The sequence below is a fragment of the Streptomyces sp. NPDC045678 genome, assembly GCF_056432085.1.
The window spans coordinates 576,874-599,783 of record NZ_JBWKJS010000005.1 but is presented as its reverse complement, the minus strand read 5'-3'; the positions used below and the strand labels follow the sequence as shown (position 1 = coordinate 599,783).

At 71.9% G+C, this 22,910-nt stretch carries 18 protein-coding genes; 9 read left to right on the top strand and 9 right to left on the bottom strand.

Annotation, left to right across the window (positions count from 1 at the left end; genetic code table 11):
* Nucleotides 1-17 precede the first annotated feature (17 nt).
* A complete protein-coding gene (locus AC07DO_RS20825) occupies nucleotides 18-2,153 on the top strand; it encodes a HelD family protein (RefSeq protein WP_479061479.1) in 2,136 nt (711 codons plus the stop codon).
* 12 nt (nucleotides 2,154-2,165) lie between these two features.
* Here AC07DO_RS20825 and AC07DO_RS20820 read toward each other — a convergent pair whose 3' ends face one another.
* Nucleotides 2,166-3,641, bottom strand: coding sequence for a peptidoglycan D,D-transpeptidase FtsI family protein (locus tag AC07DO_RS20820; RefSeq protein WP_479061477.1), 1,476 nt, complete (start codon nucleotides 3,639-3,641; stop codon nucleotides 2,166-2,168).
* Between the two features lie 121 nt (nucleotides 3,642-3,762).
* On the bottom strand, nucleotides 3,763-4,677 hold the full coding sequence (locus tag AC07DO_RS20815; RefSeq protein ID WP_479061475.1) for an NAD(P)-dependent oxidoreductase: 915 nt from the start codon (nucleotides 4,675-4,677) through the stop codon (nucleotides 3,763-3,765).
* Nucleotides 4,678-4,787: 110 nt separating this feature from the next.
* Between AC07DO_RS20815 and AC07DO_RS20810 the strand changes: the two genes are divergently transcribed.
* Nucleotides 4,788-5,819, top strand: a complete 1,032-nt coding sequence (locus AC07DO_RS20810) for a helix-turn-helix domain-containing protein (RefSeq protein WP_479061474.1) — start codon at nucleotides 4,788-4,790, stop codon at nucleotides 5,817-5,819.
* Here the strand turns inward: AC07DO_RS20810 and AC07DO_RS20805 are convergent.
* Both AC07DO_RS20805 and AC07DO_RS20800 read right to left on the bottom strand, forming a co-directional pair.
* On the bottom strand, nucleotides 5,800-6,840 hold the full coding sequence (locus AC07DO_RS20805) for an extracellular catalytic domain type 2 short-chain-length polyhydroxyalkanoate depolymerase (protein ID WP_479061473.1): 1,041 nt from the start codon (nucleotides 6,838-6,840) through the stop codon (nucleotides 5,800-5,802). The genes AC07DO_RS20810 and AC07DO_RS20805 overlap by 20 nt on opposite strands.
* A 600-nt stretch (nucleotides 6,841-7,440) precedes the next feature.
* Nucleotides 7,441-9,861: an ATP-binding cassette domain-containing protein gene (locus AC07DO_RS20800; RefSeq protein WP_479061471.1), complete on the bottom strand. Its 2,421-nt coding sequence runs from the start codon at nucleotides 9,859-9,861 to the stop codon at nucleotides 7,441-7,443.
* Nucleotides 9,862-10,125: 264 nt separating this feature from the next.
* Here AC07DO_RS20800 and rox point away from each other — a divergent pair, with 264 nt between their 5' ends.
* Nucleotides 10,126-11,562: a rifampin monooxygenase gene (gene rox, locus AC07DO_RS20795; protein ID WP_479061469.1), complete on the top strand. Its 1,437-nt coding sequence runs from the start codon at nucleotides 10,126-10,128 to the stop codon at nucleotides 11,560-11,562.
* A gap of 137 nt (nucleotides 11,563-11,699) precedes the next feature.
* Here the strand turns inward: rox and AC07DO_RS20790 are convergent, their stop codons facing one another.
* Nucleotides 11,700-12,458, bottom strand: coding sequence for a VOC family protein (locus AC07DO_RS20790; protein ID WP_479061467.1), 759 nt, complete (start codon nucleotides 12,456-12,458; stop codon nucleotides 11,700-11,702).
* 107 nt (nucleotides 12,459-12,565) lie between these two features.
* On the opposite strand from AC07DO_RS20790, the gene AC07DO_RS20785 reads away from it, so the two are divergent.
* From AC07DO_RS20785 to AC07DO_RS20770, 4 genes are all read left to right on the top strand, one after another.
* A complete protein-coding gene (locus tag AC07DO_RS20785) occupies nucleotides 12,566-13,435 on the top strand; it encodes a GNAT family N-acetyltransferase (RefSeq protein ID WP_479061465.1) in 870 nt (289 codons plus the stop codon).
* Between the two features lie 180 nt (nucleotides 13,436-13,615).
* Nucleotides 13,616-14,065 (top strand): helix-turn-helix domain-containing protein, encoded by a 450-nt coding sequence (locus AC07DO_RS20780; RefSeq protein ID WP_479061463.1) that lies wholly within the window; start codon nucleotides 13,616-13,618, stop codon nucleotides 14,063-14,065.
* A gap of 67 nt (nucleotides 14,066-14,132) precedes the next feature.
* A complete protein-coding gene (locus AC07DO_RS20775; protein ID WP_479061461.1) occupies nucleotides 14,133-14,744 on the top strand; it encodes a hypothetical protein in 612 nt (203 codons plus the stop codon).
* 113 nt (nucleotides 14,745-14,857) lie between these two features.
* Nucleotides 14,858-15,187, top strand: coding sequence for a DUF2516 family protein (locus tag AC07DO_RS20770; RefSeq protein ID WP_399539071.1), 330 nt, complete (start codon nucleotides 14,858-14,860; stop codon nucleotides 15,185-15,187).
* Nucleotides 15,188-15,213: 26 nt separating this feature from the next.
* On the opposite strand, the gene AC07DO_RS20765 is transcribed toward AC07DO_RS20770, so the two are convergent.
* The 3 genes from AC07DO_RS20765 to AC07DO_RS20755 all read right to left on the bottom strand — a co-directional run bounded on the left by AC07DO_RS20765 (nucleotide 15,214) and on the right by AC07DO_RS20755 (nucleotide 19,029).
* Nucleotides 15,214-16,569 (bottom strand): PP2C family protein-serine/threonine phosphatase, encoded by a 1,356-nt coding sequence (locus AC07DO_RS20765; RefSeq protein WP_479061460.1) that lies wholly within the window; start codon nucleotides 16,567-16,569, stop codon nucleotides 15,214-15,216.
* Between the two features lie 277 nt (nucleotides 16,570-16,846).
* Nucleotides 16,847-17,905: a C40 family peptidase gene (locus AC07DO_RS20760; protein WP_479061458.1), complete on the bottom strand. Its 1,059-nt coding sequence runs from the start codon at nucleotides 17,903-17,905 to the stop codon at nucleotides 16,847-16,849.
* Nucleotides 17,906-18,195: 290 nt separating this feature from the next.
* Nucleotides 18,196-19,029 (bottom strand): class I SAM-dependent methyltransferase, encoded by an 834-nt coding sequence (locus tag AC07DO_RS20755; RefSeq protein WP_479061456.1) that lies wholly within the window; start codon nucleotides 19,027-19,029, stop codon nucleotides 18,196-18,198.
* 181 nt (nucleotides 19,030-19,210) lie between these two features.
* Between AC07DO_RS20755 and mshA the strand changes: the two genes are divergently transcribed.
* Both mshA and AC07DO_RS20745 read left to right on the top strand, forming a co-directional pair.
* On the top strand, nucleotides 19,211-20,566 hold the full coding sequence (mshA, locus tag AC07DO_RS20750) for a D-inositol-3-phosphate glycosyltransferase (protein WP_479061454.1): 1,356 nt from the start codon (nucleotides 19,211-19,213) through the stop codon (nucleotides 20,564-20,566).
* Nucleotides 20,559-21,077, top strand: a complete 519-nt coding sequence (locus AC07DO_RS20745) for a type III secretion system chaperone family protein (RefSeq protein WP_479061452.1) — start codon at nucleotides 20,559-20,561, stop codon at nucleotides 21,075-21,077. Before mshA ends, AC07DO_RS20745 begins: the two co-directional genes overlap by 8 nt.
* A 487-nt stretch (nucleotides 21,078-21,564) precedes the next feature.
* Here AC07DO_RS20745 and AC07DO_RS20740 read toward each other — a convergent pair whose 3' ends face one another.
* A complete protein-coding gene (locus tag AC07DO_RS20740; RefSeq protein ID WP_479061450.1) occupies nucleotides 21,565-22,899 on the bottom strand; it encodes an MDR family MFS transporter in 1,335 nt (444 codons plus the stop codon).
* Between the last annotated feature and the right edge of the window lie 11 nt (nucleotides 22,900-22,910).

The window sequence follows — 22,910 nt, the reverse complement described above, 5'->3', positions numbered from 1 at the left end:
TGCATTATTCTCGTCGCATGACGACGACATCGCCGGCCGCGGCCACCGACGCCCTCGCCCAGGAACGCCGCCACCACGACGCCTGTCGCGCCGCCCTGGCCCGCATGGTCGAAGGCGCCGAGGAGCGGGTCGTCGGCGGGGCGGACGTGTCCGCGTCCGGTGCCGACGCCGAAGTGCTCGGGTACGAGTTCCGCAGCCACGCCAGAGCGATGCGCGAGCTGCCGCAGGCCCCGCTGTTCTTCGGGCGGCTCGACTTCGCCGAGGGGGAGGACGCGGGGGCCGGCGAGCACCGTGGGCAGCGGTACTACGTCGGGCGGCTGCGCGTCAGCGAGCACCCCTCCGCCCCGCCTCTCGTCGTCGACTGGCGCGCCCCCGTCTCCCGCGCCTTCTACCAGGCAGGCACCCAGGACCCGCAGGGCGTCGCCGTCCGGCGGCGGTTCGGCTGGGCGCCCGGCAGCAAGGGGGACTCCGCCGACCTCACCGGGATGGAGGACGAGCCCCTGGGGGAGGGGATCGGGGAGGGTGGTGAGGAAGGGAATGCCGGGGGCTGTGCCGGGAGTTCGGCCAGTCGCATGCCCGCTTCGGCCAGTCGCATGCCCGCTTCGGGCAGTCGCATTCTCGCCGGGGAGATCGAGCGGCCCCGCGTCGGACCCATGCGCGACATCGCCGCCACCATCCAGCCCGAACAGGACGACCTGGTACGCGGCGAACTCGCCGCCTCCGTCTGCGTGCAGGGAGCGCCCGGCACCGGCAAGACCGCCGTGGGCCTGCACCGCGCCGCGTACCTCCTCTACACCTACCCCCAGCGCGTCCAGCGCTCCGGACTGCTCATCCTCGGCCCCAACCGCACCTTCCTCCGCTACATCGCCGAGGTGCTCCCCTCCCTCGGCGAGACCGGCGTACGGCAGTCGACGGTGAGCGACGAGATCGGCGGGCGGTATCCGGTCCGCGCCCACGACGACGAGGCCGCCGCCGTCGTCAAGCACGCTGCCCGGATGGCCGAGGTGCTGCGCAGGGCGCTGTACGCGCGGGTCGTCCCGCCGCCCGCGGACGCGGAGGTCGCCGTGCCCGACGGGGCGTACCGGTGGCGGGTCCCGTCCGGCGAGCTGGAGCGGATCGTGGCGGACGTACGGGGTGAGGAGCCGCCGTACGCGGTCGGGCGCGAGCGGGTGCGCAGCCGCGTCGTGCGGGTCGTCCAGGAACAGGCCGAGCGCCGGGCGGGGCCGCAGAACAACACATGGGTGCAGCGGGTGGGGCGGGCCAGGTCCGTCGGCGCCTTCCTCGACGCCGTCTGGCCCCGCGTACGGGCGGACGAGGTGCTCGCGGAGGTGCTGGGGGACGCGGACGCGCTCGCCGCGGCGGCCGACGGGATCCTCACGGACGCGGAACAGCGGGCGATCCTGTGGGACAGGCCTCCTCGGTCCTTCAAGTCCGCGAAGTGGAGCGCCGCCGACCTGGTGCTGCTCGACGAGATCGAGGGGCTGCTCGAACGGCCCGCCGGGTACGTGCACATCGTCGTCGACGAGGCGCAGGACCTCTCACCCATGGAGTGCCGGGTCATCGCGCGCCGCTCGGACTTCGGCTCGCTGACGGTCCTCGGCGACCTCGCGCAGGCCACCACACCCTGGGCGGCGCGCAGTTGGACGGAGGTGCTGACGCACCTGGGCAGGCCGGACGCCACGGTGGCGCCGCTGACCACCGGGTTCCGGGTGCCGCGTGCCGTCGTCGGGCTCGCCAACGAACTGCTCGGACGGCTCGACGTGGACGTACCGCCCGCCCGGTCGCTGCGCGGGGACGGCGAACTGCGGGTGCGGGAGGTCGCGGACGTGGCCGCCGGGGTGGTGGGGGCGGTGCGGGACGCGCTCCGGCGCGAGGGGTCGATCGGGGTCATCACCGCCGACCACGCCGTCGAACGGATGCGTACGGCGCTGGACGCGGCCGGTATCGGCAGCGCGGGCCCCGACGAGCTGGGCGCACGCGTCACCGTGCTCCCGGCGTCCGTCGCCAAGGGCCTGGAGTACGACCACGTCGTCGCCGCCGAACCGGCGGACATCGCGGAGGCCGAGGCGCGCGGCCTCCACCGGCTGTACGTGGTGCTGACCCGCGCCGTGTCACGCCTCGACGTACTGCACAGCAGGCCCCTGCCGTGGTGAACCCCGGGGATCTCAGCGTTCCAGGACCGCCTCCATGACCGCCTTCGCGATCGGCGCGCCCAGCTTGCCGCCCGCGATCTCCGAGCGCGGGATGTCCATGTTGGAGGGGTCGACGAACACGGCGACGGCGACGGGCGACTCGCCCTCGCTGTTCTTCGCGTACGAGACGAACCACGCGAACGGCCGCTCGTCGTTGACGTCCGCGCCGTGCTGGGCCGTGCCGGTCTTGCCGCCCACCGTGACGCCGTCGATCCGCGCCTTGTTCGCGGTGCCGTTCTCGACGGTGTTCTCCATCATTTCCTGGACGGTCTTCGCCGTCTTCTCGGAGACGGCCTGGTTCAGCTCGTGCGGCTCGCCCTTCTCGATCGTGGAGAGGTCGGGGCCGCGCAACTCCTCGACCAGGTACGGCTTCATGACCTTGCCGTCGTTGGCGAGGCCCGCCGTGACCATCGCCATCTGGAGCGGCGTGCTGGTCAGGCTGCCCTGCCCCATGCCGGTCAGCGCGGTCTGCGGCTTGTCGAGCTTCTCCGGATAGCTGCTGGCGACGGCACGTACCGGAATGAACTGCTGTTCGTTGAAGCCGAACTTCTCCGCCGTCTCGCGCATCTTGTCCTTGCCGACCTTCAGCGCGATGTCGAGGAAGACGTTGTTGCAGGACCACTGCATGCCGGTCTTCATCGACACCTTGTCGCAGTTGGCGTCGGGCACGTCGTTGCCGATGCGGGTGGAGCTGAGGGGGAGTTTGTACGGGGTCTCCGCGCCGGTCGGCTTGTTGATGTCCGTCACCGTGCCGTGCTCCAGGGCGGCGGCCGCGGTGAGGATCTTGAAGGTGGATCCCGGCGGGTAGATCTCGCGCAGCGCGCGGTTGCTGAGCGGCTTGTCCTTGCGGTCGCCGAGCGCCTTGAACTTCTTGCCCTCGGCGAGCGAGATGCCCGAGAAGGCCGAGGGGTCGTACGACGGGGTGCTGGCCATCGCGAGCACCTTGCCGCTGCGCGGGTCGAGGGCGACCACCGCGCCCTTGGCGTTCAGGTTCACCAGACCCTGGTAGGCGGCCTTCTGCGCCTTGGGGTCGATGGTTGTGATGACGTCGCCGCCCTGCTGCTTCTTGCCGGTCAGCATGTCGAGGGTGCGCTTGATGAAGAGCCGGTCGTCGTTGCCGCTGAGGACGCCGTTGTGGACGCCCTCCAGGAACGTCGCACCCTGGGCCTGCGAGAAGTAGCCCGTCACCGGCGCGTACATCGGGCCCTCCTTGAAGACCCGCTTGAACTTGAAGTCGGACCCGGGGGTCTCCTTCGAGCCGGTGATGGACTTGCCGCCGACGATGATGTCGCCCCGGGGGTGGGAGAACGCCTCGATCTGCACGCGGCGGTTCTTCTTGTCGTTCGCGAGGTCGTCGTTCTGCAAGAACTGCACCCAGTTCGCCCGCAGGAGCAGGGCGAGGGTGAGGATTCCGCAGAAGACGGCTATGTGCCGCAGCGGACGGTTCATGGGTGGCTCCCCCCGGTGCCGACGAATCGTTCCCGCCCATCCTCGCCGCTGCGACGGAGGAACGGGGGAAAATCCGGTGATCCACCGCAGGGCGGTGGGTCACCGCCGCCACCCCGGTGACCTACCGCCGGTCGCCGCGCAGCACCTCGATCACGCTCGCGTAGCTGTCACCGCCGTGGCCCGCCGCGGCCGCGCGCTCCATCGTCGACCTCAGGAGCTCGGGCAGCGCGTTGTCGATGCCGCGCGCCTCCGCGGCGTGGATCAGGTGGCCGATCGCCGTGATCTGTACGTCGACGGTCGCGTCGTCGCCCGGATAGCGTCCGGCGTCCACCTGGGGCGCGTACGTCGTGAGGAACCCGGAGACCGCGCCGTTCAGCCAGCGCAGCGCGACCCGCGTGAAGTCCGCGGCCGACGTCCCCTGCGAGGTGACCAGCGCGGTGCCGTGCAGCCACCCCGTGAACGCGGCCCACATCAGGCCGAGCAGCGCGGAGTCGTAGAGCGAGGCGAGGCCCGGCTCCGTGCCGAGGTGGAGCGGGTCGCCGAGCGTGGCGAGGGTGGCGCGGTGCGCCTCGAAGACCGCCTCCGAGCCGCTGTAGAGGAACATCATCTCGGGGCTCCCGACGCCCGGCGGGGTCGTCATGATGCCGCCGTCGAGGTAGTCGGCGCCGTGCGATGCCGCCCACCGCGCCATCTCCGCGGCCTGCTCCGGCGCACCCGAGGTGAGGTTGACCAGGGACTTCCCGGCGAGTCCGCCGGTCGCGGCGAGGGGGTCGAGCACGGAGTGCAGCGCGTCGTAGTCGAGTACGCAGGCGAGGACGAGGTCGCTCGCGGCGAGGGCGTCCTCCGGGGTGGCGGCCACCTGCGCGCCCCGGTCGGCCAGGGGCTTCGCCTTCTCCGGGGAGCGGTTCCAGACGGTGGTGGGGTGACCGGCGTCCAGGAGGGCGGCGGCGAGGGCGGAACCCATGAGGCCGAGGCCGATGACGGTGACGGTGACGGGAGTGGTGTTCGTGCTGGTGGTGGCGTTCTCTGTGGTCATGAGGGCCACGCTCGCAGGGCGCGGCCGGGCATGACAGTGACAGTGGTGACGGTGATCACCAAATTCCTGCCAGCCGTCGCGGGGCGCCGGGACCGCCGTACGCTCCCCGCATGAGCGCAGGTTCCGTCGCGGTCGTCGTGGCCGACGAGATCGGGATCCCGTCCTGGGATCTGTACGAACTGAGCATCCCTTTCACGGTGTTCGGCAAACCGCAGCCCGACCTGTCGGACCACTGGTACGACATGCGGCTGTGCGCGACGAGGCAGCCGGGGCAGGAGCAGGGACAGGGGCCGGGACCGGGACCGGGACTGGGGGCGGGCGGCGAGTTCGGGGTCTCGCTCCGCACCCCCTACGGCCTCGAAGGGCTGGCCGGCGCCGACACCGTCGTCGTCACCTCGGTGCCGGACGCGTGCGTCGAGGAGGGCGCGCCGCTGCCGGACGGTCTCGCCGACGCGCTGCGCGCCGCGCACGCCGGGGGCGCCCGCATGGTCTCCCTCTGCACCGGCGCCTTCGCGCTCGCCGAGGCGGGCCTCCTCGACGGCCGCAGGGCGACCGCCCACTGGATGCACACGGCGCAGCTCGCCGCCCGCTACCCGGACGTCACCGTCGACGACTCCGTCCTCTACGTGGACGACGGCGACGTCCTGACCAGCGCGGGACTGACCGCGGGACTCGACCTCTGTCTGCACCTGGTCCGCCGCGACCTCGGCGCGCACGTCGCCAACCAGCTGGCGCGCCGGATGGTCGTGCCCGCCCACCGGCCGGGCGGGCAGGCCCAGTTCATCGACCTGTCCGTGCCCGAGACGGACGACGCGGGCCTCGGCCCCGTACTGGAATGGGCCCGCACGCACCTGGACCGGCCGCTGACCGTCGATGACCTGGCGCGCCGCGCGGCCATGAGCCCCCGCACGTTCTACCGGCGCCTCCACGCGGCCACCGGTACGACGCCGTTGCAGTGGTTGCTCAACCAGCGGCTCGCGCGGGCACAGAGTCTGCTGGAGACGACGGACCTGCCGGTGGAGCGGGTGGGCGAGCTGAGCGGCCTGGGCACGGCGAACAACCTCCGGCACCACTTCCTGAAACAGGTCGGGGTGTCACCCGCCGACTACCGCCGTTCGTTCTTCACCCGCCCAGCCGCCTGACCATGCTCATGATCGCGGTGATCTGCTTGCCGCTCTTGTCGGCGTAGTGCGTGTCACCGCCGTACCCCCACCAGTTCCAGCAGCCGCGCGGGTTGTCGAGGGACGTGGCGGCCTGCGGATACAGGACGATCATGCGGTTCGTGTCGGCGTACTCGTTCACGTGGGCCTGCGCCATGAACGTGTCGCCGATCTGCCCGTACGTCTGCTGGCATCCGTGCAACGCCACCATCAGACGGCACGAGCCGCCCGCACAGGCCTTCGGGACGTACGCGAAGCCGTCCTTGCCCATGCTGACGGCGGCCGCGTTGCCGCCCGGCACATGGCGGTTCTGGTCGAAGCGGACGAGGGTGCCGTCCAGCGGTGCGGTGGTGGCGGGGCTCACCGGCGTGCCGAAGAGGTGGGTGAGCATGGACCGTTCGGGGTCGGTGCCGCAGGTGTTGACGTACGGGGACGCGGTGGAGGCGCAGGCCACCTTGCCGAGCGGGGAGACCCAGGCGTGCCCGGCGGCCGACGACGTGTCGTAGGAGACGTCGGCGCCGAAGTCCCGGTGATACGTGGCCAGGTCGTTGTTGACCGGGCGGTCGACGGTCCTGTCGTTGCCGCCGTGGTGGAGCCAGACCGGGTCGCCGGCCAGGTTCGCCACGGGGTCGACGCGGCCGGCCGCCGCGCGCTCCCTGGTCAGCTGCTCCAGCTGCGCCGGGGTCTTGCGCGGCATATACGTGTCCATGCAGGCGTAGAGCGCGGTGTTGACGCTGCCCTGCGCACAGTCGTACGCCCCCGCGCTGAAGATGGCGGCGCCCTTGAAGACGGCGGAGTGGGCGACGTGCAGCTGATCGGCGAGATATCCGCCGGACGAGACGCCGGAGACGTAGGTCGACTCGATGGTGTGCGGGGTGAGTTCGCCGGGGGTGGGGGCGGGCACGGCCGCGGTGGCGGTGGGCGCGCCGCCGAGGACGGCGGTGAGGGCGAGGGCGAACGCGGCGGTGGTGACCAGGGCGCGGGGGCACTTTCCGTGGGCCATGCGGACCTCCGGGATCCGGGGCGTGCGGGGCATGCGTGCGGCGCATGCGGGGCGTGTGGAGGCCGTCATTCTGCGCGCCGTGGGGAGGCGGCGACGAGATGGGCGGGGGCCACAGGGGGCGGGCGCGGGGTGTGGCTCCGCGCCATCGGGCCGGGCCGGACCGCGCAGGGCACCGGCACGGGGCCGTCGGCGACGCACGACCGGAGCGGCCCGCTGTCCGCTGCCCGCTGCCCGCCGACGGTGGCCGGCGGCGCGGGCGGCCGCTCCGACGGAGCCCCGCGGTGCGGGGGGCCGCTCCGGCGGAGCCCTGCTGTGCGGGGGGCCGCGCCTCCGGCCGTGGTCCTCAGCGGCGGTCGAGCGGCTCCGTGACCCTGGTCAGCCCGTCGGCGGACCACGGCCGGGGCGGCCGCTCCGACGGGGCCCCGCGGTGCGGGCCGTCGCATCGCAGGCCGTGGTCCCCAGCGGCGGTCGAGCAGCTCCGTGACCGCGGTCAGCCCCTCGGCGCCGTGGCCCTCGCGGATGACACGCCGGGGAGTGGCTGCCCGCGACGAGTGGCTGGCTGCTGCCGGTCGCTGTCCGTCCGCTGCCAGTCGCTGTCCCCTACGAGCGGCCGACCGCCCCGCCCACGTACTCCGCGAGGTGCTCGCCCGTGAGGGTGGCGCGGGTGGCGACCAGGTCCGCGGGTGTGCCCTCGAAGACGATCTTGCCGCCGTCGTGGCCCGCCCCCGGGCCCAGGTCGATGATCCAGTCCGCGTGCGCCATGACCGCTTGGTGGTGCTCGATGACGATGACGGACTTGCCCGCGTCGACGAGCCGGTCGAGGAGGCCGAGGAGCTGCTCGACGTCGGCGAGGTGGAGGCCGGTGGTCGGCTCGTCCAGTACGTAGACCCCGCCCTTGTCGGCCATGTGCGTGGCCAGCTTGAGGCGCTGACGCTCGCCGCCGGAGAGCGTGGTGAGGGGCTGGCCGAGGCTGAGGTAGCCGAGGCCGACGTCCGACAGGCGTTCCAGGACGCGGTGGGCCGCGGGCGTCTTGGCCTCGCCGCCACCGAAGAACTCCAGGGCCTCGGCCACGGACATCGCGAGGACCTCGCTGATGTCGCGCCCGCCGAGCCGGTACTCCAGGACCGACGCCTGGTACCGCCGCCCCTCGCAGTCCTCGCAGGGCGTGGCGACGCTCGCCATCACGCCCAGGTCGGTGTAGATGACCCCGGCGCCGTTGCAGGTCGGGCAGGCGCCCTCGGAGTTGGCGCTGAACAGTGCGGGCTTCACGCCGTTGGCCTTGGCGAAGGCCTTGCGGATCGGGTCGAGCAGGCCCGTGTACGTCGCGGGGTTGCTGCGCCGCGAGCCGCGGATCGGGGTCTGGTCGACGGCGACCACGCCCGCGTCCGTGGGGATCGACTTGTGCACCAGCGAGCTCTTGCCGGACCCGGCGACGCCGGTGACGACGGTGAGCACCCCGAGCGGGACGTCGACGTCGACCCCGCGCAGGTTGTGCGCGTCCGCGCCGCGGATCTCCAGCGCCCCGGTGGGCTCGCGCACGGACTTCTTCAGCGTGGACCGGTCGTCGAAGTGACGTCCGGTGACGGTGCCCGACGCCCGCAGCCCCTCCACCGTGCCCTCGAAGCAGACGGTGCCGCCCGCCGTGCCCGCGCCGGGCCCGAGGTCGACGACGTGGTCGGCGATGACGATGGTCTCCGGCTTGTGCTCGACCACGAGCACGGTGTTGCCCTTGTCGCGCAGGCGCAGCAGCAGGTCGTTCATCCGCCGGATGTCATGGGGGTGCAGACCGATCGTGGGCTCGTCGAAGACGTACGTGACGTCGGTGAGCGAGGAGCCGAGGTGGCGGATCATCTTGACGCGCTGCGCCTCGCCGCCCGACAGGGTCGCCGCGGGCCGGTCGAGCGCGAGGTAGCCGAGCCCGATCTCCACGAACGAGTCGAGGGTCTGCTGCAAGGCGGTGAGCAACGGCGCCACCGACCCGTACGTCCCGCTCGTGCCCAGGCCGCGGATCCACTCGGCCAGGTCCCTGATCTCCATCGCGCAGAGGTCGGCGATGCTCTTCCGCTTGATCTTCGAGGAGCGGGCCCCCTCACTGAGCCGCGTGCCCTCGCACTCGGGGCAGGTGGTGAACGTGACCGCACGCTCCACGAACGCCCGGATGTGCGGCTGCATCGACTCCTTGTCCTTGGACAGGAACGACTTCTGGATCTTCGGAATCAGCCCTTCATAGGTGAGGTTCACGCCGTTGACCTTCACCTTGACCGGGTCCCCGTAGAGGAAGTCGCGCAGCTCCTTCTTCGTGTACGCGCGGATCGGCTTGTCCGGGTCGACGAAGCCGGACTGGGCGTACACCTGCACGGTCCACTGGCTGTCCGACTTCCAGCCGGGAATGGTGAACGCGCCCTCGGCCAGCGACTTGGAGTCGTCGTACAGCTGCGTCAGGTCGATGTCGGAGACGCTGCCCCGCCCCTCGCAGCGCGTGCACATGCCGCCGGTGCGATGGTACGTCGCCTTCTGCGCCTCGGTCTTGTTGCCGCGCTCGACGGTGATCGCCCCGCTCGCCCTGACCGACGCGGTGTTGAAGGAGTACGCACTGGGCGGACCGATGTGCGGCTTGCCGAGCCGGCTGAAGAGGATGCGCAGCATCGCGTTGGCGTCGGTGGCGGTGCCGACCGTGGAGCGCGGGTCGCCGCCCATCCGCTGCTGGCCGACGGTGATCGCGGTGGTGAGCCCGTCGAGCACGTCGACCTCGGGGCGCGCCTGCGTCGGCATGAAGCCCTGCACGAAGGCGCTGTACGTCTCGTTGATGAGCCGCTGCGACTCCGCGGCGATCGTGTCGAACACCAGCGAGCTCTTGCCGGAACCGGAGACGCCCGTGAACACCGTCAGACGGCGCTTCGGGATCTCGATGCTCACGTCCTTGAGGTTGTTCTCACGGGCGCCGTGCACACGGATCAGGTCGTGGCTGTCGGCGGTATGCGGGGCGGTCGGCTGCGAATCGGGCTTGCTGGCCTTGCTCATCGTTGTCTCCGCGGGGCAGCGAGTCCCGTACACGGCGTCGTACGGGAGGGAGTTGGCGTAAAACCGGTGCTCTTGGTCACGCTAGCCGGGGGGTCTGACAACCGCGTCCCGACGCACGCCCCGCGGGAGAGGGGGAAACACAGAAGGCAAGGAGGGAAACCCACTCCTTGCCACTCTCAACTTATAGCGCACGGGGGGCCTTGCGGCAAGGCCCCGGTCGTCCCGCACAATCTCCCTTCCGAGCTCGTCGAACAGGGGATTCTCATGGCTGACGTAATCATCGCCGGCGGCGGTCCGACCGGTCTCATGCTGGCCGCGGAGCTGCGCCTGCAGGGCGTGGACGTCCTCATCCTCGAGAAGGAGACGGAGCCGACCAAGCAGTCCCGCGCGCAGGGCCTGCACGTGCGCAGCATCGAGGTGATGGACCAGCGCGGTCTGCTGGAGCGCTTCGAGGAGCACGGCAAGCAGATCACGGCCGGCGGTTTCTTCGCGGGCCTGGCGAAGGCGTGGCCCGAGCGCATGGACACCGCGCATTCCTACGTACTCGCCATTCCGCAGCAGATCACCGAACGCCTGCTGGCCGAGCACGCCGCGGAACTCGGCGTCGAGGTCCGGCGCGGCTGCGAGGTCGTCGGCCTGGAGCAGGACGACGACGGAGTGACCGTCGAGCTGGCCGACGGCACGCGGCTGCGCTCGCACCACCTCGTCGGCTGCGACGGCGGCCGCAGCGCGGTGCGGAAGCTGCTCGGCGTCGACTTCCCGGGCGAGCCGAGCAAGGTCGAGACACTGCTGGGCGAGATGGAGATGACGGCGTCGCCGGAGGAACTGGCGGAGGTCGTCGCCGAGGTCCGCAAGACCCATCTGCGGTTCGGCGCGATGCCGCTCGGCGACGGGGTGTACCGCGTCATCGTGCCCGCCGACGGTGTGGCGGAGGACCGGACGGCCCCGCCGACCCTGGAGGACTTCCAGAAGCAGCTGCGGGCGTTCGGGGGCACCGACTTCGGCGTGCACTCGCCGCGCTGGCTGTCCCGTTTCGGCGACGCCACACGGCTCGCGGAGCGCTACCGGGTGGGCCGGGTGCTGCTGGCGGGGGACGCGGCGCACATCCACCCGCCGACCGGCGGGCAGGGGCTCAACCTCGGTGTCCAGGACGCGTTCAACCTGGGCTGGAAGCTGGCCGCCCAGGTGAACGGATGGGCGCCGGACGGCCTCCTCGACACGTACGAGGCGGAGCGGCACCCGGTCGCCGCCGAGGTACTGGACAACACGCGCGCGCAGATGCAGCTGATGTCGGTCGAGCCGGGGGCGCAGGCGGTGCGCAGGCTGATGGCGGAACTGATCGACTACGAGGAGGTGAACCGGCACCTGATCGAGAAGATCACGGGGATCGGCGTCCGCTACGACTTCGGCACCGCGGCGGGCGGCCACGAGCTGCTGGGCCGCCGCCTGCGGGACGTGGGCCTCAAGCGGGGCCGCCTCTTCGAGCTGATGCACGGCGGCCGCGGCCTGCTGCTCGACCAGACGGGCCGGCTCTCGGCCGAGGGCTGGGAGGACCGGGTCGACCACGTGGTCGACGTCAGCGAGGAACTGGACGTACCGGCGGTGCTGCTGCGCCCGGACGGGCATGTGGCGTGGGCGGGCGACGAGCAGGGAGAGCTGGCCGGGGAACTGCGCAGGTGGTTCGGCGACGCGACGGAGTGACGGGCCGGAGCGCGCGCCCCGGATCCTGGGCCATGGGTACCGCTCCCGGGCCCTGGGTACTGCCCCCCCGCCCCCGGGCCCTGGGTACTGCCCCCCGCCCCCGGGTCCCGGGCGTCCCGGGGCGCGATTGGGCTCGCTCAGGACGTGGCGCGCGGCCTGAGGACGCAGAACTCGTGCCCCTCCGGGTCCTCCAGGCACTTCCACGGGACGTCGCCCTGCCCGAGGTCGAGGTCGACGGCGCCGAGGTCCCGCAGCCGGGCGACCTCGGCGGCCTGGTCCTCGGCGGCGTACGGCATGAGGTCGACGTGGACGCGGTCCGGCACGGTCTTCCCGCCACCGCCGGGCTCCCGCAGGAACTCGAGGTACGGCCCGACCCCCTCCGCGGACCGCAGCACCGCCCGCTCGTCCGTCACCTCGTGCACGGTCCAGTCCGTCGCGCCGCCCCAGAACCGCGCCATGGCCCGCGGATCCACGCAGTCGACCACGATGGCGGCGACGGGTCCGGTGTCCCGGTAGATCTCCCGGGGCTCAAGCACGCAGAACTCGTTGCCCTCGGGGTCGGCGAGCACCGTCCACGGCACGTCGCCCTGCCCGATGTCGACGGGCTCCGCGCCGACGGCCCGCAGCCGTGCGACCAGCTCCGCCTGGTGGGCCGCGGAGGTGGTGGCGAGATCGAGGTGCGTACGGTTCTTCGTCGCCGTCTTGGCCTCCGGGACGATGACGACGTCGACGCAGACGGCGGCCGCGTCCGGCCAGACGAATCCGCCGCCGGGCTCGACGTTGGTCACGCCCGGCGCCTCACTGGAGATCCCCCAGCCGAGCGCCTCCGCCCAGAACCCGCCGACCGCGGCGTCGTCCAGGGCCTTGATGTTCACGTTCACGGGTCGCAGAGCCATGGCGGCGACGATATGCAGCCCACAACCGAAGATCCAGATCTCGGGCTCGCCGAGAACCGAAACAAATGGGGTGCGGCCGCCCGACACGGTGAGGTGTGATCGCCGACATGGCGATCGTGCTGAACAATCCGGGAGTCGACGGGCTGGTCGAGGCAGTGGGCGTGCTGCGCGAGTGGCAGTACGAGGGGGCGCCGACGCAGTTGCATCCGGGGGACCTGGGCTGGTTCTGGCGCTCGGGCGCGGAGGCGACCGCGGCGGCGGTCAGGACGTGGAGCAGGTCCGGGCGGATCCTCGCGATCGGCCTGCTGGACGGACCGGACCTGCTGCGGCTGACGACCGCGCCGGACGTCCGCCAGGACGAGGAACTGGCACGGCGGTTGGCCGCCGACGTGACCGATCCGGCGCGCGGTGTACTGCCCGCGGGCCGCGTGAACATCGAGGCGCCTCCGGGCTGCCTGCTCCCCGACCTCCTGGGCGCCGAGGAGGGCTGGCCCCTCGACGAACCGTGGACGCCCCTGCGCCGCGACCTCACCGCCCCGGTCCCGGCTCCGGACCTGCGCGTCGAGGAGATCGGCCCGGAGCGGGCCCACGTCTTCGCGGCCGTACTCCGGGGGGCGTTCGACGGTGCGAGGTTCACGGAGGACCGTTGGCACACGCTGGCATCCGGCGCGCCGTACGCCGACGCGCGCTGCCTGGTCGCGTACGACGACGGGGGTGACGCGGTGGGGGCGGTGTCGGTGTGGTCGGCGGGCCCGGGCAGACCGGGCATCCTGGAACCGATGGGCGTACACCGCGACCACCGCCGCCGCGGCCACGGCGAACAGATCACCCTCGCCGCAGCGGCCACGCTCCGGGACCTGGGCGCGTCGAGCGCACTCGTCGCCACCCCGACCTCGAACACGGCCGCCGTGGCGACCTACGAGTCGGCAGGCTTCGAACGCCGCGCGGAAACACGGGACCGCTACAGGGACGCGTAAGTCCGGCCGAAGCCGGCGGCCAACTGCCCGACCCGCAGCGGGATTTCCGCATCGACGGCAACGACCTCCGTGTGCGTGCGTGACCCGCGTCAGGGCGGCAGCGCGTCGGCCGGAGTGGCGTGGCGCACTTTTGCAAGCGGTTGCTTGCAAAAGTTAGCGCGGGTGCTGCACCATCGGCGTATGGCATCGCTCAACGTTGGCAACCTCGGCGAGTATCTGCGCGAACAGCGGCGCAGTGCGCAGCTTTCGCTGCGGCAGCTCGCCGATGCCGCGGGCGTGTCCAATCCGTATCTGAGCCAGATCGAGCGCGGCCTGCGCAAGCCGAGCGCCGAGGTTCTGCAGCAGGTCGCCAAGGCCCTGCGGATCTCCGCCGAGACGCTGTACGTGCGGGCCGGGATCCTCGACGAGAAGGAGCGGGACGAGCTGGAGACGCGCGCCGTCATCCTCGCCGACCCGTCCATCAACGAGCGCCAGAAACAAGTGCTGTTGCAGATCTACGAGTCGTTCCGCAAGGAGAACGACTTCGAGACGCCGTCGCACGCGGGTGCGGATGCGCATGCCGATGCGGATGCAGATGCGGTCGACAACGGCAGTGATGCCGGTCCCAAGCAGTCACCACCCTCAAGCTGAACGCTTCATACGGTTCATACGCCTCATACGCCTCATACGCCGACGCGAATCCGGGAGGACCCTCGTCATGGCCATCACCGATGACCTGCGCAAGACCCTGAGCAACCCCACCCCCGCGTACTTCGTCGCCGGGTCCGCGGACCTCGCCTTCCAGCAGGCGAAGAAGGTTCCGGGGCTCGTCGAGCAGCTGATCGCCGAGGCCCCGTCCCGCTTCGACGCGGTGCGCAACACCGACCCGAAGACCGTCCAGGACAAGGCGAGTGCCCGCGCCAAGGAGGCGCAGGGGACCCTCCAGGCCAAGGTCACCGAGGTGCTCGGCACGATCGACACCGACCTGAAGAAGCTCGGCGAGACCGCTCAGGACCTCGCGCTGCGCGGAGTCGGCGTCGCCGCCGAGCTCGCGGTCAAGGCGCGCGAGAAGTACGACGAGGTCGCCGAGCACGGCGAGCAGGCCGTGAAGTCGTGGCGCGGCGAGGCCGCCGAGGAGATCCTCGACCTGGCCGAGACGGTCGAGCCCGACGACGAGCCGAAGCCCGCGTCGGCGCAGTCCGCCGAGCCCGTGGGGCCCGCCGCCGTCGCGCCGAAGAGCGCGGCCGCCGCCCCGGCGAAGAAGCCCGTCGCCAAGAAGGCTCCGGCCAAGAAGCCGGTCGCCAAGAAGACCACGCCGCCCGCCAAGTAGGACCGGGGCACGCGCCGGGGCGGGCACTCACCGAGTGTCCGCCCCGTTGACCGGGTAGCGGGTACCGTGGCCGCGTAATCGATGAGCCGAGACTGGTGGTGGACGTTGTGCTGATGCAAGGGTTCGCGAACTTCATGTGGCTGCTGTCGCTGGCCCTGATCGTCTTCAGCGGATTCGCGCTCATCGACGCCGCCATCCGGCGCGAGGACGCCTATCGCGCCGCGGACAAGAAGACCAAGCCGTTCTGGCTGATCATCCTCGGTCTCGCCTTCGTGGTGAACCTGCTCTTCCCGATCCTGTCGTTCCTGCCGATCATCGGGCTCGTCGCCACCATCGTGTACATGGTCGACGTGCGCCCCGCGATCCGGCAGATCACGGGCGGCGGCCGCCGCGGCGGCTCCAGCAGCGACGGGCCCTACGGGCCGTACAACGGCGGTCGGTAGCGGGAGGACGCCCAGCGGGCCCCGGCTCAGCGCGCGCCGGGCGTCCGGTCCAGGAGCAGGACCGCCACGTCGTCCGTCAGGTCCCCGCCGTTGAGGTCGCGGACCTCGTTCACCGCCGCCTCGAGCAGTTCGTCGCCCTGCAGCCCCGCCGCGATCTGGCGGCGGATCATGTCGACCATGCCTTCCTGCCCCAGGCGCTGGTTGCCCCGGCCGATGCGGCCCTCGATCAGGCCGTCCGTGTAGAGCATCAGGCTCCACTTGCCGCCCAGCTCCACCTGGCGGCGCGGCCAGCGGGCGCGCGGCAGGAGACCCAGGGCGGGGCCCCCGTCCTCGTACGGCAGCAGCTCGGCGAGCCGTCCCTCGCGTGCGATCAGCGGCGCCGGGTGCCCGGCGAGGCAGAGACCGGCCCTGCGGCCGTCCGGGGCGATGTCGACCGTGCAGAGGGTCGCGAAGATCTCGTCGTCCGCGCGCTCGTGCTCCAGGACCTTCTGGAGCGTGGAGAGAAGCTCGTCGCCGCACAGGCCGGCGAAGGTCAGCGCGCGCCAGGCGATGCGCAGCTCCACGCCGAGCGCCGCCTCGTCGGGGCCGTGGCCGCAGACGTCGCCGATCATGACGTGCACGGCGCCGTCCGGCGTGCGCACGGTGTCGTAGAAGTCGCCGCCGAGCAGCGCGCGGGAGCGGCCGGGACGGTAGCGGGCGGCGAAGCGCAGCGGTGAGCCCTCGAGGAGCGGCGTCGGCAGCAGGCCGCGCTCCAGGCGGGCGTTCTCCTGCGCGCGCAGCCGCGACTCGGTCAGCTGGCGCTGGGCGGCGTCGGCGCGCTTGCGCTCGACCGCGTACCGGATGGCGCGGCTCAGCAGCCGGCCGTCCAGCTCGTCCCGGAACAGGTAGTCCTGGGCGCCGACGCGCACGGCCTCGGCGCCGCGCTCGGAGTCGTCGTTCGCGGTGAGCGCGAGGACCGCGTGCCGGGGCGCGAGCCGCAGCACGTGCCTGAGGGCGACGAGCTCGTCCTCGTCGCCCTCGGCGGTGCCGGGGGCGGGCAGGGCGAGGTCGAGCAGGATGCAGTGCACGTCGTCCGTGAGCAGCCGCTCGGCCTCGGTGAGGTTGCGGGCGGTACGGATACGGATGGGCTTGCCCGCGGAGTCGAGGAGCTCGGGCACGCTGAGCGACCCGGCCGGGTCGTCCTCGATCACCAGCAGGGTGAGCCCGGAGCCGTTGCCGCCGGTGGCGGTAGCGGTGTCCGCGCCGGTGTCCGTGGCGCTGCTGAAGCCGTTGACGCGGGGGCCTTCCGGGGTTGGCGCCGTCGTGTCGTGCGGGGGCGCCGCATGAGCCTGACCGCCTTCCGCGGCCGGTATCGCTCTCTGCCGCGGTATGGGTACGGGCATCGTCTGGATTCCTTCCCTCCCCCCGAGGGCATGGTGCCGCGCAGGTCGACGCGGCACCGACGGGGACCATAGCGGTAGCCGTGCCTCCATTGGAATGCCGCACGGCAAACAGCCACCGTCATATGCCGCATCCAGGAACGCAATTGGGCACGGCACGGTCCCGCCGGGAATGACGAACATCACGCCGTGCGGGTTGAGAGGGGCGCCGCGGCGTGCGCTGGGTCACACAGGGGGGCAGCGGACAGAAGCACGGGGAGAGGGGAGCGTCGGCCGGTGGTTACTTGTCGGGGCGTACGACCCCGAGTATCCGCATCGAGCCCGCACCCGCGATCGTCACGTTCCGGCCCGGCCGCGGCGCGTGCACGATCGCCCCGTCGCCCAGATACATCCCGACGTGGCTCGCGTCCGCGTGGTAGATGATCAGGTCACCGGGGCGCATGTTCTTGATGTCGACGCGCGGCAACTGCTTCCACTGCTCCTGCGAGGTCCGCGGAATGCCGCGCCCCGCGGCGGCCCAGGCCTGGGAGGTCAGCCCCGAGCAGTCGTACGACTTCGGGCCCTCGGCGCCCCACACGTACGGCTTGCCGATCTGGGCGGTGGCGAACTCCACGGCCTTCGCGCCCCGGTCCGACGCCTTGCCGCCGACGTCCTTCAGGACGCCCGAACTCACCCACGCCGACTGCTTCTTGCGGGCGGCCTCCTCCTCCAGCTTGCGCAGCCGCTCCTGCTCCTTCTTCTCCAGCGTCGACTCGAGCTTCTCTGCGGCCGCGATCTTCTTCTTTATCTTCTTCTTCGCGGCGGCCTTCGACTTGCGGTTGGCTTCCAGCTTCGTCCAGCGTGCGGTGGCGTCCTTGGCGTAGATCCGCAGGTCGTCCTGCGTTCTCTCCAGCTCCGTCAGCATGCCCTTGGTCGCCTTCTCGCCCTGCCGCATGCGCCCCGCGCCGTCCAGGAACTGGCCGGGGTCGTCGCTGAGCATCAGCCTGGCCTCGGAGGGCATCCCGCCGGCGCGGTACTGCGCGCGGGCCGCGGCGCCCGCGCGGGCCGTCAGCTTCCTGAGCTTCGCCTGGCCCTCGGCGATGTCCTTGGCCAGCTCCACGATCTGCTCGGACTGCTTCTCGGCCTTCTCCTCGGCCGCGTTGTACGCATCCGTGGCCACGCCCGCGTCGTGGTAGAGGTCGTCGATCTCCTTGCGGACCTGCTCCAGGGACGTGTCCGTGCGGGGGGTCGGTCTCGGCTTCGGGCTCGGGCTCGCAAAGGCCGTCCCCGGTGCGGCCAGCACTGTCGCCGCGCAGACCAGCGCCACGGCCGTCACCGTCGGGTATCGCTTCCCAGTCACGCCCCGCCACCCCCAAAGCTGATTTACCGTCAGTAACTTCCGTTCGACATCGGGATAGTGCCATGTCAGCGCTCGATACGACAGAGTCCGACAGCAACTCCGACCCCCACTGCCCCATGTGACGTACCGCACGCGGCGATCGTTCCCTCCCGCCGCGTTCGCCCGAGCATCTCCGGGTGCCGTCCGGGAGGCCCCGGAGCGACCTCGGGGTTGACCCCGACACCGGGCTCCGTGAGGGGCGGGGTTTCACCCCGACACCGGGCCTCGTGAGGGGAAGGGAGAAGCCGAGTTCACCCCGACCGCGGCGCCAATGCCTCCCACCGCACCGTCACTTCGCCCTGCCGCCACCGTGACGCGCCGTCAAGAACGGGCCAGTCGGCGGTCAGATCCCGCACCGCCCTCATCCACCGCTGCCGCGCCCCGTACGAGGCGTAGGGCGCCGCGGCCGCCCAGGCGCGGTCGAAGTCGCGCAGGAACGCGTGGACCGGCTCGCCCGGCACGTTCCGGTGGATCAGCGCCTTCGGCAGCCGCTCGGCGAGATCGGAGGGCTGCTCCAGGGAGCCGAGCCGCGTCGCGAAGGTCACCGTGCGCGGGCCCTCGGGTCCGAGCGCGACCCACACGTGCCGGCGTCCGATCTCGTCGCAGGTGCCCTCGACCAGCAGCCCGCCGGGGGAGAGGCGGGCGCACAGCCGCTCCCAGACGGCGGCGACCTGGTCCTCGTCGTACTGCCGCAGGACGTTCGCCGCCCTGATCAGGTCCGGTCCCGCGCCGTAGGCCTTCGAGCCCCCGCCGCCGCCCGGCTCCGACAGCGGCACCTCGAATCCACCGTGCCGGAAAGTGAGCCCCTCGCGCGCGTAGGGCGCGGCGGCCGCCACCCGCGCCGGGTCGATCTCGATGCCGACGACACGCGCGCGTGGAGCGACGGTACGCAGCCTCAGGAGCAGCTCGACGGCGGTCCAGGGGGAGGCGCCGTAGCCGAGGTCGACGGCGACGGGGTCCGCGGAGCGGCGCAGCGCGGCGCCGTGGACGGCCGCGATCCAGCGGTCCATGCGGCGCAGCCGGTTCGGGTTCGTGGTCCCGCGCGTCACCGTTCCCACGGGGCGGGAAGAGTTGCGTGGGGCCATGAGGAAAGGGTATGCGGGGATGGCGGTTGAGGGACGCTGCGTAATGCTTTGGTAAAAACGGACAGGTTGGAAATGGAGCAGCGGGCTCCGGTGTTCTCCCTCTGGAGGAACGTACGTCCTCCCAAAAGCTGTGCCCAAAGCTGTGCCCGTAGCCATGCACGTACGCAAGGAGGACCGCCCCGTGAGCCAGTACGTGTCCAGGCTCGGGCGTCGCTCCCAGGCGGCACCCCCGAGACTCCGTATTCCCGGCTCCCAGCGGCGGCCGCGCCGCGTGGCGATGCTGAGCGTGCACACCTCGCCCCTGCACCAGCCCGGCACGGGCGACGCGGGCGGCATGAACGTCTACATCGTGGAGCTCGCCAAGCGCCTCGCCGCGATCAACATCGAGGTCGAGATCTTCACGCGCGCCACCACCGGAGGGCTCCAGCCCACCGTGGAACTCGCGCCCGGCGTCCTCGTGCGCCACGTCGACGCGGGCCCCTACGAAGGACTCGCCAAGGAAGAGCTGCCGGCCCAGCTCTGCGCCTTCACGCACGGCGTCATGCAGGCCTGGGCGGGCCACCGGCCCGGCTACTACGACCTGGTCCACTCCCACTACTGGCTCTCCGGCCACGTCGGCTGGCTCGCCGCCGAACGCTGGGGCGTCCCCCTCGTCCACGCCATGCACACCATGGCGAAGGTCAAGAACGCGGCGCTCGCCGCCGGCGACACCCCCGAGCCCGCCGCCCGCGTCATCGGCGAGACGCAGATCGTCCGGGCCGCCGACCGCCTCATCGCCAACACCTCCGAAGAGGCCGACGAGCTCGTACGTCACTACGAAGCCGATCCCGCCAAGGTCGCCGTCGTCCACCCCGGCGTCAACCTCGAACGGTTCCGCCCCGCCGACGGACGCGCCGCCGCCCGGCACCGCCTCGGCCTGCCGCAGAACGCCCTCGTACCGCTCTTCGCGGGCCGCATCCAGCCCCTGAAGGCCCCCGACCTGCTCCTGCGCGCCGTCGCCGTCCTGCTGGACGAGCGTCCGGCGCTGCGCTCGAACATCGTCGTCCCCATAGTCGGCGGTCCGAGCGGCAGCGGCCTCGCGAAGCCCGAAGGGCTGCAGAAGCTGGCCGCGAAGCTCGGGATCGCGGACGTCGTCCGCTTCCAGCCGCCCGTCGGGCAGGAGCAGCTGGCGGACTGGTTCAGGGCGGCCTCGGTCCTGGTGATGCCCTCCTACAGCGAGTCCTTCGGCCTCGTCGCCATCGAGGCGCAGGCGGCCGGTACGCCGGTCCTCGCCGCCGCGGTGGGCGGGCTGCCCGTCGCCGTGCGCGACGAGGTCACCGGATTCCTCGTCCCCGGCCACGAACCGGCCCTCTACGCGCGCGTGCTCCGCGACTTCGCCGATCATCCCCAGCTCGTGGACCGCATGGGCGCGGCCGCCACCGCGCACGCGCAGTCATTCGGCTGGGACACGGCGGCGTCCGCCACCGCGGACGTCTACACCGCGGCGATGCACGACTTCCGCAGCTCGCGCCGTCACGTACGCTCGCACCATGGTTGAGCGGGCTGAGCAGACGGGGACGACGGCTACGGACACCGCGTCGGTCGTCGAGGGGACGCTGGACGACGCCGAGCTCGAATGGGAGTCGCCCGAGCCCGGTTCGTACGTCGTGAAGCTGCCCGGCACCCGGAAGCTCTCCACGACGCTCTCGCTGCGGGTCGGCAACCACTCCCTCTCCCTGAACGCCTTCGTGATCCGCCACCCCGACGAGAACCACGAGGCGGTGCACCGCTGGCTCCTGGAGCGGAACCTCCGCCTCTACGGCGTCAGTTACGCGATCGACTCGCTGGGCGACATCTACCTCGCGGGCAAGCTGCCGCTCTCCGCGGTCACCCCCGCCGAACTGGACCGCCTCCTCGGCTCGGTCCTCTCCGCCTCGGACGACTCCTTCAACACGCTCCTGGAGCTGGGCTTCGCGTCGGCGATCCGCAAGGAGTACGAGTGGCGGGTCTCCCGGGGCGAATCCACGCGCAACCTCGATGCGTTCACCCACCTGACCCAGCCGAGCTGACGCCCCCCACACGCGTCTCTCCGCGTGCGGGCCCACGAGTCCGGCGAGCGCGCGGGCCGGTGACGACCTCGGGGGCGCGCGGCGTCCGGTCCGGGCCGGTGACCCACCGGGTCATCGGGCCGGTGAGCCGCGAGGTCATCAGGCCGGTGAGCCGCCGGGCCATCAGGCCGGTGAACAGCGCCAGTTGGGTCGCGCCCAGCGTGCGCGCGGTGGCGTCGTCGACCCCGTCCTCGGACGTTCCGCGCAACAGGCCGGGGCGAGCCCCGGCCGCCCTCGCCCCGGCCGCCCGACGGATAGCAGCGCAGCCACACCCCCCTGGAGCACATGACCGGCGACGGCGCCGGTCCGCGCGGCGGTCGGCCTCAATACGGTCCGCGAGTTCGACCGGACCGACGCCCCCGACTTCACCGGCGACCTCCACGCCGGACTGGCGCTGTACGGCACTACGGCACTCGGCGCTACGGGCAATACGGCAATCAATACGGCACTACGGGCGAGGTGCGGCCACGGAATCCGTACGAGGCGCAACGGACTCCGCCGCGACGCTGACCTCGACGGCGCCGGGCGCGTCGGCGACCCCGCCCAGGGCACCCGCCCCCGGAGCGACCCCACCGGGGGCCACCTCCCCCGACTCCTCCTCGGGCAGCCCCCGCATCAACCCCCAGTACCCCAGCGCGGCCGCTGTCCCGAGCACCGCGCACGTACCCCACAGCCACTCCGCGCCGAACCGGTCGATCATGAAGCCGGACATCAGCGGGGCGACCAGCGCGGCCACGGACCAGGACATCGTGTACATGCCCTGGTAACGCCCACGTCCGTGGACGGGGGAGAGGCGGACCACGAGACCCGTCTGGGTCGGCGCGTTGACGATCTCGGCGAGCGTCCACACGCACACCGTCAGCGCGAAGACGCCGACCGACCCGGCGAACGCGGTGAGCCCGAAGCCGTACCCGGCGACGACCGAGGAGATCACCAGCAGCCGGCGCGGGTCACGGTGCTCGATGAAGCGGGTGACGGGGATCTGCATGACCACGATGAGCACGCCGTTCACGGCGATCGCGAGCCCGTAGTCGGCCGGCGTGAACCCCGCCTCGCCCATCGCCACGGGCAGCCCGACGGACCCCTGCATGAAGATCAGCGCGACGAGGAAGCTCAGCCCGACGACCCCCATGAAGCGCCCGTCCCGCAGCACGGTCCCGAGCCCCACCGCCGGCTCGGCGGCCTTCTCCACCGCCGTGCGCACGGGCCGCGACTCCGGCAGCTTCGCGAAGACGACGATCGCGCAGACCATCGTCATGGCGGCCTCGATGAGGAACCCGGCCCGGTAGCTGTAGGAGGCGATGAAACCGGCGCCCGCGGAGGATATGGCGAAGCCGAGGTTGATGGCCCAATAGTTGAGAGAGAAGGCACGCACCCGATCCTCGGGACGCACGATGTCCGCCATCATCGCCTGCACGGCGGGCCGGGACGCGTTGCTCGCCATGCCGACCACGAAGGCGACGCCCGCGATGGCGACGGGGTGCTCCATGAACCCGAGGACCGCCACCGACACGGCCGTGGAGGCCTGCGCGACGAGCAGCGTGGGCCGCCGCCCGAGCCGGTCGGTCATCACGCCCGCACCGAGCGAGGACACGACACCGCCGAGCCCGTGCAGCGCGGCGACGAGTCCGGCGTACGAGGCGGAGTAACCACGCTCAAGGGTCAGGTACAGCGCCATGAAGGTGGCGACGAAGGCACCGAGCCGGTTGACCAGGGTGCTGGTCCACAGCCACCAGAAGGCGCGGGGCAGTCCGGAGACGCTCTCGGTGACGGCACGTCTCATTCGTCCTGTGA